Origin of the sequence: uncultured Methanobrevibacter sp., from assembly GCF_947169325.1 — an archaeon.
Classification (GTDB): domain Archaea; phylum Methanobacteriota; class Methanobacteria; order Methanobacteriales; family Methanobacteriaceae; genus Methanocatella.
The window spans coordinates 85,636-102,342 of the sequence record NZ_CAMVPN010000001.1 but is presented as its reverse complement, the minus strand read 5'-3'; the positions used below and the strand labels follow the sequence as shown (position 1 = coordinate 102,342).

The following is a 16,707-nucleotide window of genomic DNA, read 5'->3' as shown; positions in this document are numbered from 1 at the left end:
AGTTGAATAATAAATAAAATTTAATTTGTATATATAGAAACTAAACAAAAACCCTCTAAAAATGCTCCGATTACACATTCAGATAAACTAGTATACCAGTAAACGATGAATGGAAAACAGAATCCTAAAAATATAAACAATGTTCAATGAAAGAAATATTATACCTAAAAAAAAATTAGAAAAATTGAAAAAAATATGAATCTAAAATGAATGGATTTAAGAATTATTGAAGATGAAATCATCTTCTGAATCTTCTTGCATAAATGCAACATAATGACATGATAACAACAACTAACATGCCTATAGGATTGCCTGTTGCATACATTGTATTCGGCACTTCAACTTTGAAGAACTGACCATGTTCACTTTCATTTTTATGGTCACCTTTAGGAGTGACTTTGATTGTGCCTGTGGTATTTGTTGGAAGATACTTGTCATCACCTGAGTAGAACACCTTAATGTTATGTTTTCCTTCTTTAAGGCCAGGTATCACAAATACTGCCTGACCGTCCTTGATTTTTGAGGTGAAACGTTTGCCTTCGATTTCAATAGTAATATAGCCGGTTGCATCATCCGGAACTGTCACTATGATTACTCCATCTTTTCCATAAGTGACGTCAAATGCATCCACATCAATCGGAGGAGTCATCTTAAGGACATTGAATGATGTTGCGTTTTCGCTTGGAAGATAGTACATATTGCCGTTATACCATACTGTGACGTTTTGATCTCCTGCAATGAGGCCGGAAATTGTCACTGTAGCTTCACCGTCCTCAAGAGGAACTGTGTAGTTTTTGCCATCGACATTGACTGTTACGTTTCCGGATACTCCTCTAGGTCCGACAATAACATGGACAACTGCATCCTCGCCTACATAGATGTCATCGACATTGACTGCAACGTTTGTTTGAATCAGGTCTCTTACATGGAATACGTCAGAGGTCTCTGCACTTGTGAAGTTTTCATTTCCAGGATAGCGTGCGTATGCAGGATATGTTCCGACAGGCAGGTTGATTATTTTCCATGTTGCGTTTCCTTTGTATGCTCCATTGGCGGCTGCGGCCAATACATCTGTTGTTACTGTACCGTTTTCAAGTGGAATTTCAACGGTTATTCCGTTTACTGTTACGAATACAGATCCAGGAGCATTAACTGTTACGTTTAGGACTTCAATTTCCCATACCCAGATGTCTTCAACCTCGATTGTGATAATTGGGGTTGCACGGGCAACACCGAATTTGCCGTCTGTTGAATTTGGCAGGAATTTGCCGTCTCCACCATATGCCACATGGACATCATAGCTTCCAGCGCCAAGATCGCTTACCTGAAGTTCAACCATTCCGTTTCTGATTGGAACATTATCATATGTTCTGTTGCCGACTGTTATGTTTACTGCACCTGTGGCTTTTGTAGGCAGTTTGACTGTGAGTATTTCATCTTCACCATATGTAATGTCATAGGTGTTGAGGTCAAGTGAAGTGTAGTAGTTTTCGACAACAACATCTTCTGAAACGTACCTGTTGTTTGTAAGGTTTGTGTCGTTTTCTTTTGAAGCTGCATCGACTGAATTTTCAACAACACCGATTCTTGTGATTTGGACTGTCAGTGTCAGTGTTGCAGATGTGCCGTTTGCAAGCCTGCCTACATACCAAATGTTTGCGGCAACGTCATAGCTTCCTTGACTTGCACCATATTTAACGAAGCCTACACTATTTGACAGGTGTTCTGTGACAATTACCTCTGTTGCATCGCTTGGCCCATCATTTTCAACGACAATTGTGTAGGAAATAATCTCATTGAATTTGGCTTCGGTGACGTTTGCTGTCTTGATGACTTTAACGTCAACTACAGGCAATGAGGTAATGTTGTCGCTTGAAGCCCTGTTGTTGGATTTGTTTGTATCGATTCCGTCATAGGTTACGTTTGCTGAATTGGAAACTGTGCCGTCTCCAATCACTTGGGCAATGATTTTCAATGTTGCTTTTGATTGGTTGACCATTTTTCCAATGTTCCAGACTTTGCCGTCATAGCTTCCTGCACTGGCTTTATAATCGATTAATTTTAGGTTTGATTCAAGGACTTCACTGACATTAACACCTGCAGCATCACAAGGACCGTTATTGACGACTTCAATTGTGAATTCTACGAGGTCGGATACATTGACAAGGGTCGCATTTGCAATTTTTGTGATTTTAAGGTCAGTTATGGATACTGAAGTAATGTTGTCGATTGAAGCGTTGTTGTTTGATTTGTTGGTATCGTATTCGTTGCTTGTTACGTTTACATCATTTGTGATTATGCCTGCAGATATGACTTCAGCAAAAATTGTCAAAGTTGCACTAGATTTATCGTTTAGTATACCTATGTTCCACATTTTACCGTCATAACTTCCAACAGTTGCAATGTAGTTTATGAGTTTGAGATTTGAATTGAGAACCTCACTGACATTTACGTCTGTAGCATCGCAAGGACCGTTGTTTGTAACGGTCACAGTGAATCTTATGCGGTCGGTTACGTTGATGACACCAGATACATTAGATGTTTTTGTGACTTTCAAATCAACACTTGGCAAAGCGGTGATGTTGGTAACATTAGCATGATTGCCTGATGTATCGTTGTCGTATTCGTTTCCTGTGACGTTGACGGCATTGGAAATGTCACCATATGCAATTACTTCAGCGATTATTGTCAGATAAGCATAAGTGTTGCTTTCCATATCACCTATTGTCCAGACTCTTCCATCATAATCACCGAGAGTTGCATCATATGATTTCAGTTTAAGGTGTGAGTCTAAAACTTCACTGACATTTACTCCGGTCGCATCACATGGACCGATGTTGTGGACAGTTATTGTGAATTCAATAATGTCATACATGTCAACATAGCCTGATACGTTGGAGGATTTAGTGATTTGCAAATCAGTGATTTTAAGTGCAGTAATGTTTGTAATGTTAGCATGATCGTTTGATGTATTTGTATCGTTTTCGCTGCAGGTTACAGTTACCTCATTTGTGATGTTTCCTTCAGATATCACTTTTGCAACGATTGTTAATGTGGCGGTTGAATTCCTGTTGAGATTGCCTATCACCCAAGTGTAACCGTCATATGTGCCTACAGTCGCATTGTATGAAATCATTGACAGATAGTAGCTTAAACCTTCGCTGACAAGAACGTTTGTAGCATTGCAAGGACCTGCATTTGAAACTTTAATTGTAAACTCGATAATGTCATTGACACTGACTATTGGTGTAGCGTTGGTTTCTTTTGTGATTGAAACGTCAACAAATGCATATGCAGTAAGGTTAGTAATGTTTGCATGATCGTTTGATGTGTTTGTATCGTTTTCTGAGTATGTTACTGTCACTTCATTGGAGATGATTCCGGTTGAGATGACCTCAGCAACGATTGTGAGTGTAGCGTTTGCTCCGCTTTCAAGGTTGCCTATCACCCATGTGTAGCCGTCATATGTGCCGACAGTGGCATTGTATGATACAAGTGAGAGGTGATAATCAAGACCTTCACTTACAAGGACGTTTGTAGCATTGCAAGGACCAGCATTTGAAACTTTGACAGTGAATTCAATTATATCAGTCACTGAAACGATTGGAGTTGCATTGGTTTCTTTTGTGATTGACACATCAACGAACGCATATGCAGTAAGGTTAGTAATGTTTGCATGGCTGTTTGATTCATTTGTATCCTTTTCGCTGCTTGTTACAGTTACTGTGTTGGAAATGTTACCTGTTGAGATGACTCTTGCGACGATTGTGAGTGTAGCGTTTGCGCCTCTGTTGAGGGTTCCGATTACCCAAGTGTAGCCGTCATATGTACCCACAGTCGCATTGTATGACACTAACTCAAGATGGTAGTCAAGGCCTTCACTTACAAGGACGTTTGTGGCATTGCAAGGACCTGCATTTGAAACCTTGACAGTGAATTCGATTAAGTCAGTCACTGAAACTATCTCAGTCGCATTGGTTGTCTTTGTAATTGACAGGTCAACATATGCTGTTGCATTTAGGCTTGAAATGTTGTCATAATTGTTGGATTCGTTTGTATCGAATTCCATACCTGTGATGAATGCCTCATTGTCGATGATTCCCTCTGCAATTATTTCCGCAACGATTGTCAGGGTTGCTGTTGTGTTGGCGTTGAGTCTTCCGATGTTCCATGTGAATCCGTCATAGTCGCCTATGGTTGCATTGTATTTAATCAGTTTGAGGCTTGAGCTTAGGATTTCCTCCACATACACTCCGGTAGCATTGGACGGACCGTCATTGTGAGCGGTTATTGTAAATTCGATTATGTCGGTTACATTGACATTGCCTGAAACGTTTGAAGTTTTGCTGACGCTTAAATCAACAAGGGCGATTGATTCGAATGCGACTTCAGCATGGTTGTTGTATGGATTTGTATCGTTTTCATATGAATATACCACTACATTATTTTCAATAATGCCGTCTCCGATGACTTTAGCGTCGATTGTTAAAACAGCTGTTGAGCCACGGTTCAGATTGCCGATATACCAGATTCCTGCAATCTCATCATAGTCTCCACGGTCTGCAGTGTAGTTGATGAACCTGAGGCCAGAACTTAACTTTTCAGATACGCTGACTTTTGTAGCATTGGAAGGACCGTAATTGCTGACAGTTACAGTGTATCTGATTTGATCTGTAATGTTGACGTATCCTTCAGTGACGTTTACTTCCTTGAATATCTCCAAATCGACAACCGGACGTGCTGTAATGTTTTTGGCATCGGCCCTGTTGTTTGATTTGTTTGTGTCATTCTCATTTGAATGGGCAATTGCCACATTTGAGATTGTGCCGTTTGAAATCACCTGTGCCTGAATGATTAAATCCACGTAATAGCCGCTAGGCAAGTCTCCAATATGCCATACGCCTTCGTTTACATCATAGTATCCCATCCAGGTGAGATATGTAATCATTTCAAGATGAGGGCTTAGCACTTCAGTAATGCGCACATCGGTTGCATCGCAAGGACCGTTGTTTCTGACTGATACTGTGTACTGGATAATGTCATTGACGTTTACCGCATCGCCTTCAAGTTCAGCAATCTTGGTGACCTGCAAATCAACGATAGGAAGTGCTGTGACGTTGTCTATGCTTGCGTTGTTGTTGGATGTGTTGGTATCGTTGTCGAAACCAGATACTGTAGCCACATTTGTAATGTTTCCAGCTGCGATGACTTTGGCAACTATAGTGAGTGTGACTGTTTCGTTGAAGTCCAGATATCCGATGACCCAAGTGAAGCCATCATAGGTACCTTTGTCTATTCTTTTGACTGACTCGATTTCCATAAGGGAATCCAAAGCTTCTCCGACATATACACCGGATGCATTGCACGGACCGTTATTGTGAACTGTTATTGTAAATTCAATGAAATCTGTTACATTGACAGGACCTGTTGTATTTACTGTCTTATTGATTGTTAAATCGACATTAGCGGATGAGGTGATTGTACCGATTCCGTCATAGTTGTTTGACATGTCAGTGTCGTTTTCATTGCAGTAAACGATTACGTCATTTACAATGTATCCGGAATATGCAACTCTTGTAATAAGCTCAAGGGTTTGTGTCTCTCCGACGCTCATGTTGCCGATTACCCATGTGTAGTTGTCCTTGTAGACCCCTTTGGTTATATTAATGTCTATTATTCTTAATGCAGGGTCAAGCGCCTCTTTGACATATACGTTTGTGGCATTGCACGGACCGTCATTGTGGACTGTAACTGTGAACTTGATTATATCTGTAACTTCCACATCACCTGATACGTTTACGGTTTTTGTAATGCTTACATCAACGATTGGGAACGCTTCAATGGTTATGTTCGCCCTGTTGTTGTCAGGATTGGTATCGTTTTCATATGAGCTGACAGTAACGACGTTTTCAATGGTTCCGTTTTTAAGAACAGTCGCATAAATGTATAAAACAGCTGAGGACTGGTTGGCCATGGTGCCTATGTGCCATATGTCTTCACTTTCATTATATTTGCCGCAAGATGTAGAAATGCCTGTGACATTCAGAAGTGAGCTTATCACTTCGGACACATTGACGTTGGTAGCTTCGCAAGGACCGTTATTTTTGACTGTTATTGTGTATGTTATTGCGTCTGTAACGTTTACCTTATCGCCTGTGTTGACTGTCTTTGTGATTTCCAGGTCAACTATAGGAAGGACAGTAATGTTTTTGATTGAAGCGTTGTTGTTGGATTGATTTTTATCATCATCGAAACCTCCGACAACAACCACGTTGGACACTATGCCTTTTGAGATTGCTTCTGCAATGATTGTCAATACTGCAGATTCATCGCTGTTGAGATATCCAATGTTCCAGACAGTGCCGTTGTATGTACCGTTGGTTGCACTATGTGATACCTCACGCAAGTGGGAATCCAGTTTTTCAATTACATATACTCCTGAAGCGTTGCACGGACCGTTGTTTTTCACGGTTATTGTAAACAAGATTTGATCTGTGACATTTATGCTGCCGGATACGTTAACCATCTTAGATATTGCCAGATCGACATGTGCTGTTGAGTTGAGGGCTGTGATGTTTGCCCGGTTGTTTGTGAGGTTTGTGTCGTTTTCATTGCTGTGTGCAACAACCACGTTATTTATGATACCTGAGTAGTCGACTCTTGTAAAGATTTCAAGGGTTTGGGTTTCGCCGACACTTAAATTGCCTACATACCATCTGCCATTAGTGTAGTTACCTTTGGTAGTAGTGTTTGAAAGTATTGTAAGTGCAGAGTCGATGCCTTCGTCCACATATACGCCTGTGGCATTGCACGGACCTGCATTTGTGACAGTTATTGTGAATTTGATTTTTTCTGTAACCTCAACGTCACGGGAGCTTGCATTATCGGTTTTGGCTACTCTCACATCTACAATGTAGAATGCTTGAAGGATGACTTCATCGTGATTGTTTGTGAGATTTGTGTCGTTTTCTGTTGAAGTGACGTTTACGAAATTGTCGATTATTCCTTCATCTGTGACCTCAACGACAAGGGTTAGTTTTGCTGAGGACTGGTTGGCCAGATTGCCTATATGCCAGATTCCTGCGGTCTTGTTATAGTAACCCGCATTGGTATTGTTGCTTATAAGCTTGAGATTTGAGCTTAACACTTCGCTTACATTGACGTTTGAGGCATCCCACGGACCGTTATTTTTCACTGTTATTGTAAATTCAATTCTGTTGGTTACATTGACATTACCGGTCAGGTTGGACTTTTTGGTAATGTTTAAATCAACAATTGGCAGGGAGATGATAGTTACCTTATCCCTGTTGTTGGATTTGTTTGTGTCGTTTTCTGTTGAATTTACAATAACAACGTTGTCAATTGTTCCGATTGAGATGACTTGAGCCCTGATTGTCAGATTAACGGTTGTGTGATTGGTCATGTTTCCGATATACCATACTTTTTTATCAGCATCATAATATCCCGCATTGGTTGTGTTGGACAATATTTTAAGCTTGGAGCTTAACGGTTCTGATACATTGACGTTTGTTGCATTGCATGGACCTGCGTTTGTGACTGTTATTGTGTAGACGATGATGTCTGTGACATTAACGTATCCTCCTTCAACGTCAACAGTCTTTTTGACAATCATATCAACGATTGGAAGAGCTGTGATGTTATCTATGCTTGCGTTGTTGTTGTTCAGATTGGTATCGTTGTCGAAACCTGTTACGTGAACTGCATTAGAGATGTTTCCAGGTGTGATTACCTCAGCAACGATTGTCAAGTATGCACTAGTTCTACCAGGCAGGTTGCCGATATACCAAATGCCGCTGGTTACATTATAGTCCCCATCAGCAGAAATCAGCTTGAGATGTGAATCCAGTTTTTCTATTACATATACTCCACTTGCCGGGTTTGGACTTATGTTGCGAACGACAATAGTGAATGTGAGCTGGTCGGATACGTTTACAGGACCTTTGTTATCGACCATTTTGCTAACTGCCAAATCGACTTCGGTTGTTACTAAAATTGTGGAAACGTTAGCCCTGTTGTTTGTGAGATTTGTGTCGTTTTCATAGCTGTATGCGATAGCTTCGTTGTCTATTTCACCTGAAAACTCGACTTGTGCATAAATGGTCAATGTTTCGGTTACGCCTACATTCAGTGTGCCTATTCCGCTCCATACCTTGCCGTCATAATCCCCTTTGGTTGCAGTGTAATCAAGCAATTTGAGAGAGGAGTCCAATACATCGCTTACATTTACATTGGTGGCATTGCAAGGACCTTTGTTTGTAACTGTTACTGTGAATGTTAGCTTGTCTGTAAGATTTAAGGTTTTAGTAGTGACATTGACCTTTTTAGTGACCAGAAGATCAACGATTGGAAGTGCAGTAATGTTTTTGATTGTGTAGTTGTTGTTTGATTTGTTAGTGTCGTTTTCATAGCTTGCAATAGTGACCGCATTTGCAATTGTACCGTTGGATTTGACTTTTGCAAAGATTGTTAAAACGGCAGTTGACTGGTTCTGCATGGTGCCGATGCTCCATACTCCAGTAGTCTTGTTGTAAGTGCCGTATCCTGGAGTTATTGTGTAGGTGTCAAGTTCAAGATGTTTGCTTAGGACTTCACTGACATTGACGTGGGTCGCATCGCTAGGACCGTTGTTGTGAACGGTTATTGTAAATTTAATCTTATCTGTCACGTTGGCCTTGCCTGTGACGTTGGACACTTTGACGATGCTTAAGTCAACGATAGGAAGAGCTGTGATTGTTACGCTGTCCCTATTGTTGGATTTGTTGGTGTCATTTTCTGTTGAATTGACGCTGACAGCATTGACGATTGTGCCGTTGGATTTGACTTTGGCAACAATTGTAAGAACAGCTTTTGAGCCGTTTTTCATGTCTCCAATATGCCAGATTCCTTTGCCTGCATCATACTGGCCGTAGCCTGGAGTTACTTGAGATGATATTAATGTTAAATGTGAGCTTAAAGATTCATTTACATATACCCCAGTTGCATCACTAGGACCGTTGTTGTGCACTGTAATTGTATATGTTATTGTGTCTGTGACATTGACATAGCTGCCTGCATTTACATTTTTGTTGATTGTAAGGTCAACTATGTTTAATGCAGTGATGTTTTTAATCTTATCCTTGTTGTTTGTGAGATTTGTGTCGTTTTCATGGGATGTGACATTGACTGCATTTGCTATTGTGCCGTTTGAGATAACTTTGGCAATTATGATGAGTTCTGCAGTTGACTGGTTGGCCAGATTGCCAATGTACCAGATTCCAGTATCCCTGTTGTAGCTGCCGTATCCCGGAGTGACAGTAGCGGATTCGAATTTAAGATGAGAGCTTAAAGTCTCGTTTACATATACATCGCTTGCATCGCAAGGACCGTTGTTGTGAACTGTTATTGTGAATTTGATTTTGTCGGTCACATTAACGGAAGATGTTGTTATGTTTACCTTTTTGGTGACCTTGACGTCAACGATAGGAAGTGCAGTTATGTTTTTAGCTGAAGCGTTGTTGTTTGTGTAGTTTGTCTCATCCTCTGATCCGGACACATTGACCTTATTTGAAATTAATCCTGCACTGATTACTTTGGCCTCGATTGTCAATGTTACTGTTTCACCGCCTCTTAAAGTGCCGATATACCAGTATCCTCCTTTTTCATTATATTCTCCTCTGGTTGGAGTTGCTTTGGTTAGGCTTAAATGTTCGCTTAGCTTTTCAGTCACATTAACGTCATTGGATTTGCTTAAACCGGTATTTTTAACTGTTATTGTGTATTTTACTGTATCTGAAACGTTGAGGAGTTCCTTTTGAGTGTCCAAAGTTTTGGAGATTACAAGATCGACTATAGGACGTACTCTGAATATGCACCAGTCTGTATCACCTGAGTGAGTTGCATCGCCTGGGAAGTTGGCTGTTGCATTGTATGTTCCGGCTTCAAGACCGGACACGTTATCGCAATATCCTGTACCGTTTATGACCTTGATGACGATAGTGGTATGTCTGGTGTCGTTGAATGTGACAGTGACATCTCCGGACATCCTTTTCCATGCACCGTCGGTTAAATTGAGATTAACGGTTGCATTTTCACCGTCAAATATGTTGTCCACGAATATTTTAACGATTGACCTGTTGGACAGTGTGTCTGATAAATTGGTGTAGTATCTGTCTTCAAGGTGGTAGAACCTGAATGAGGCGATAGATTCATCTGCAGCATTGAAATCATATCTGAACATTCCGTTTGAATCTGTTTCGACAACCTCACTTTTTATGAACTTACCGTTATTGTCATAGATGTCAATGGTAATGTTTATTCTTGTTTCATTGTCGTTTCTGTTTGGAGATTCCTCTCTTCCTGTTACGGTTCTGCCGTTGACACCCCAGTAGGTTACATTTGTAAAAGCATAATATTTGTTTTTAACAACAGGATTGTCATCCCAGATTCCATTTAATAAGTTGTCATAACCGACGAATACTGCACTGATGTACTTTCCGGTTCCTTCTTCGCCGATTTTCTGATTGATGAACTTGTTTGAATGTGCCTGGTTATCTAAAAGAACCACGTTTTCCAGATTGCATCTTAAAATAGTTGCATATATTCCTGAACCCTGGAAAGCTGTATTGTTGATTATATAGGTGTCTTTGATTGTGCTTCTGGAGTTTGGATGATTATAATAATAAATTGCCCCACCATGTTCTTTTGCACTGTTATTTTTAAATGTGGAATTGTAGAAGCTTGCGACCGCTCCTTTGGCATAAACTGCCCCACCATCAACGGTAGCAGTATTGTTAATGAATTTAGTATTATAAACTAATAAAACACCATTTTCCTTGTAAACCGCTCCCCCGTAGCCTGCAGTTGCATTGATGAATGTGGAGTTATATATGTACCTATTATTTTGAGATCCCCAATAAACTGCACCTCCATAAGAAGAATCACCACTTCCTTTGGCTGTGGAATTGATTACAGTGACATTGTATAAATTAGTACCAGTCCAGTAAATTGCACCACCTTTAACCTCTTTATTGTCAGTAGCTGAAGAATTGATAATGAGGATATCCCTTAAATCAGGTACATTGTTTGAATAAATCGCTCCACCATTAGCAGTATAAATGCTGTCTTTCACTTGTGTAGAGGAATTGATAATTGTGATATTTCTAATGACAGGTGAGTTTCCTCCAGACCAGTAAATTGCACCTCCCTGACCGTTTGCAAGAGTATTTGAAATTGATGCATTAAGGAGATTGCCATAATTACCGCCCCAGTAGATGGAACCTCCATGGGCATTGCCGTTATCAGCGAAGGCAGATGAATTGTCTATAGTTACATTAGTTAGCCATGCATTAGAATTGGAAATGTAAACAGCTCCCCCATCAGCTCTTTTATCTCCGTTTGCATAGCTATAGTTTACAGAGGAATTGCAAACTGAAAGGTCATTCAATTGGCAATATTGGCCACTTAAATAAATAGCTCCTCCTAAAGCATCCTTATTTTCTGTTGATTCAAGAGATGAATTTATGATGCTCACATCATTGAGGGAACCTGATGATCCTGACCAGTAAATGGCTCCTCCTGAATTAGCATACAAATAAGAGTTGTTTATGGACGCATTATATAATTTACCGTTGCTTCCAGACCAATAAATTGCGCCCCCATTACCTATTCCATTATCTGCGATAGCTGATGAGTTGTCAATGTTCACATTAACTAACTTATTGTTTACATTATTCACGAAGATGGCTCCACCATGAACACCATTAGAACCGCTGGCATAATTATAATTGGCGGAAGAATTGGAAATGTATATATTTGTCAAATTAGAATTCGCTGCAGTCCAATAAATCGCCCCTCCCTCTGCATTTTTATTTATTGCTGCTTTAACAGAGGAATTTATGATACTGATATTCTCAACATTGGCATTTCCAGCATGCCAGGAGATTGCTCCGCCTGCAGTACCATATACATAGGAATTATTGATAGACACATTAATTAAATTATCATTGGAAGTACTGGTAACACGATAAATAGCTCCACCAAATCCCGCACCATTATCGGCGATGAGTGAAGAATTATCAATGTCCGCATTTGTTAATTTGACATTAGAACCAGTAATATAAATAGCACCACCATAAACGGATTTGGAACCGCTTGGGAAATGATATTCAACAGTGGAATTACTAATGGAAACATTATTTAAATTAGAATTATCACTATACCAATAAATAGCGCCCCCAGCCACATCAAAATTTGCAGTAGCAATTAAAGATGAATTTGTAATATTGATATTGTTAGCAGAAGCCCCTCCTCCACCAATATGGATTGCACCACCCTGATATCCGAATGTGGAGGAATTGGTTATGGATATGTTTTCCAATCTGGCATTTGCAGTACTCCAAAAAATAGAACCTCCCCTGCCATATCCTTTTGAGGAATAAACTGAAGAATTGATGATTTCAACATTGGTCAGAATAGTATTTTCAGCAGCGATAGAAATTGCTCCTCCGGAAACCTGCTTATTGCCGCCTGTAGTGAAATTATTAATTGAAGATGAATTGATGATTGTCAGGTCATTTATGCTTCCATCTGAACCCACCCAATAAATGGCGCCTCCACTTATGTCTCTGGCATTATTTTTGGATTTTACTGAAGAATTGGTAATGTTTACATTGTCCAAAGTACCTCGTTGACCGAACCAGTATATGGCACCTCCATTATCATTGAGTGCTGATGAATTGATGATTGTAACATTAATCATGGATGAATCGGCACCTCTAATGGAAACTGCTCCTCCATATCTTTCATGAGTTGTGGTGTTTATAAAAACACTATTGGAAATTGTAATGTTTGTATCAGTTTTACCTATGGAAATCGCTCCACCACAACCATCATCCCAAGTACTAGCTCCGAGAAGAACATCGGAATTGTAAAAACGGCAATTATCAATGATTGAGTTATCTCCAGAATCCTCTTTCATCACTATGGTTCCTCCACCATGATTAGCATAATTGTTATCAAAAGTACAATTATAGATTACAGAAGAGGACATTTGATTTGCAATAGCTCCACCGTGTTTATTAGCATGATTGTTATAGAATCTTGAATTGGTAATTGTTAAATTCTTACCTCCACCGTTCTGGTGTCCTGAATAAATGGCTCCACCATCAGAAGATGCAGTGTTGTTAATGAAAGTACAATTGTCAAATTTACTGTCCACTGCATGGTACCAATTAATGGCACCACCGTGCTTGGCAGTTGCAGAGTTATTGATGAATACAGTATCCTTGATTAAACCTCCTGAAGTAATGGTTCCAGTACTTGCAGCCCAGTAAATTGCACCTCCCCCTCTACTACCACCAATACATTTGTTATTTGTGAAACGGGATCCTACGATTGAATCGTCCCCATGACCACCAAGCCAGTTGATTGCACCACCGTTTTGAACTCCACCATTGTTGTCAAACCAGGAGTAATATACGGATGCGTTTTGACCACCAATATTCAAAGCGCCTCCTTCAATACTGGCTGAATTATATGTGAAATTATTGTATATTAAAAGTACATTCTTTCCTAAAACATGGATTGCGCCTGCAGAAGTTTTTGCAGTATTATGATCCAAAACAGAATGTTCAATAGTAGTGTTTTCACCATTGATTGAAATGGCCCCCGCAGTATTTGCAGAACATTTAGTGAAATTAGAATACGAAATTGTAGTACCTACGTCCTCAATGTAGATTGCCCCACCATTTTGGGAAGTAGTGCAATTGAAAAATGAGGAGTGATCGATATCAGTAAATGACCCTGCAACATAGATTGCACCACCATTAGCCTTATTGGATTTTATATTTTCAAAATCAGAACCCACTATTGCTGCATTATTACCATTGACATAAATAGCTCCGCCAGACTCGGATGATGAGGAATTGGATAAAACAGATGAAGCGATTGTGGTTCCTTCACCAACAATAAACATTATGCCTCCCATTTTTGTAGCAATACAGTTGTCAAAACTACTTTCATTAATTTCTGCATCATCACCTGCCACATAGACTGCACCACCGTTTTCTGCATTTGAAGTAGAAATTGTTGAATTTAGTATAGTTACCCTATCCCCTTCGATGAAAATAGACCCACCTTTTTCAGTTGCAGATGTTTTTTCAAAATCAGAATGTTGAATATCAGCATCCAAACCGACAACATATATTGTACCACCATTAACTGCATGAGTATTACTGAAAGTACAACCGACAACATCAGTTACATTACCAATAATATATATTGCACCGCCACCATTAGTAGCATTACAATCATCAAAAGTAGTACCTGTAATATTTACATTATTTCCAGTGATGAATAATGCACCACCATCTACCTTAGTTGGTTTTTTACTACTTTCCATCCAAACTGAAGAAGACTTGAATGAAGATTCAGAAAGAGTTATATTAGAACCGGTTATAGCTATTGTACCACCACGGCTACTAGAAGTCTCACCATTAGGCTTATTAATACTTATACCCTTATTATTGATACATGTAATATTATAGATAGTACCATCATTACCTCTCCAGTTAACAGCACCACCATCATCACCTGCAGTATTGTTTATTAATCGAGTATTATATAGTTTAACACCAGTACCATTAACATACAATGCACCACCATCTTCAGTACAATAGTTATTAATCATATTGGTATAATTGATTATAGCATTATTACCTGCAATATATATTGCACCACCACTATATGCCTTACATGTATCAAAGCTACAAGTAGATATGTTTGCATCATCACCTAAAACATATATTGCACCACCATTTTTAGTAGTGGTAATGTCTTCAAATGTAGTGTTTTTGATAGTTGACTTGTTACCCTGAATGTAGACTACACCATCACATGTGATGTCGTGCCTGTAGAATCTTGAATCCCTAATGGTAGTGTCATGACCTTCAATGTATACTCCTGCACCACGACCGTCACCAAGTATATTGTTGTTTTTGAAAGTTGTGTTTATGAGCTGACCGTTGACTGCACCATGGTACCAGTCTATTGCACCACCGTCACTGTATGCTGAGTTGTTTTCAAATTTTGAATTTTTGACTGTACCGTTCTGGTTTCTTTCGAATTGGATAGCTCCACCACGCTGGGTAGCGGTGTTGTTTAAAAATGTTACATTATCTACAGTACCGAATGATCCCATCCAGCAGATTGCACCACCGTTACCGCCTATTGAGGTATAGTTTGATACGTTTGTACGGTTGTCGTATTTGTTTTCTCCGGTGACTTTATTGTAGTTGAATACAGTATCCTCAATGTCCAGATTGTTTCCGCTTACATATATTGCACCGGCTGACCTGCCTGCGGTGTTTTTGATGAAATCGGATTTGAGGATAGTTGCGTTATTAGCTCCTTTAGACCAGTCAAGGGCACCACCGTTCAAACCAGCATAGTTTTCTGTGAAGTTGCTTGATTTGATTGTTATGTTTTCACAGTTTTCATCACCGAGATTTGTGAAGAATATTGATCCACCCCTATATGATGCAGTGTTTTTATAGAAGGTTGTATTTTCTATTGTAGCTTCGGAACCTTTCCATTCAATAGCTCCACCGTCACCACCAAGAATGTCATAGTGGACCTCATCGATTCCTGTGTTGGGATTTGTATAGTCAACTGTCGCAGATGAATTCAAATATCCTTTTGCACGGTTGAATCTGAAAATTGAGTCGTTGATTACGCCAATGTGGCCTTCCCAGTAGAGTGCACCACCGTTCTGATAGGCAGTGTTGTTTTCAAAGGTTGCCTTTTTGAAGGTTACCCTGTCGGCACTGATGTAGCATGCCCCACCGCTTACTGTAGATGTACAGTTTATGAACTTTGAATTTTCTATTGTTGATGAGTGGGATGCACTTTCATTGAGATAGATTGCACCACCAAAACTGGCAGTGTTGTTGATGAAATTTGAACCTGTAATTTTCAAGGTTGAAGATGCAGAACTTGAATCAAGAAGGTATATTGCAGCACCGCTTGTTGCATTGTTATTGATGAAATTACAATTTATGATTTCGACTGTGGATGTGGAGTCCACCTTAATTGCCCCATAAGTGTTTCCGTTTGCATTGACAAAATTAATGTTCTGCAAAACTACGCTGCTATGGGCACCAATTTCAAAAATAGATGCGGCATTGGAAGCATTGACTGTGAATCCATTACCATCTACTGTAATGTTTTTGTCAATTAAAATACCTTGGGATAAACCCTCATCACCACTGGAATAGGCATAGTCGCCTTCAAAACTTGCAGTACCATCATTAGCGGTGTCATTTATCAGTTTATCCAAATTTTTAAAGTTACCGGCAGGGTTTCCTAGAATTTCTCCTTGATCATTTGTTACAGAAATAGTGTTTAAACCGTCGTTTGCAGCTGATATCGTATCATTGCCCGCCAAATCACTAGCGGATACAACTGAAAGCATGGAAAAAAACACTATGAACAAACAAATACTGAGAAATATTTGCTTTTTCATCAATTTTATTTACCTCGAACTGTCTATCCAACTTTCACGATAAATTCAAACTGACGATATAACTGAGAATTATAATATATATTATATATATTATATAGGGTGGCAATTATATATATGCTTTTTTGTATAGTATATTTTTAAAAAAAGAGCGAATTCAAAAGCCATTCTTAAGTTAATGATTGAAAAAT

Annotated in this window: 1 protein-coding gene; it reads right to left on the bottom strand. The window is 39.4% G+C overall.

From position 1 onward, the window contains the following. Positions 1–238: 238 nt before the first annotated feature. Positions 239–16,468, bottom strand: a complete 16,230-nt coding sequence (locus tag Q0W26_RS00315; RefSeq protein ID WP_298521338.1) for an Ig-like domain repeat protein — start codon at positions 16,466–16,468, stop codon at positions 239–241. Between the last annotated feature and the right edge of the window lie 239 nt (positions 16,469–16,707).

Excerpts from the sequence above, each read along its gene's own strand:
- Q0W26_RS00315 (WP_298521338.1), bottom strand. The coding sequence starts at position 16,468 with ATGCTTTCAGTTGTATCCGCTAGTGATTTGGCGGGCAATGATACGATA.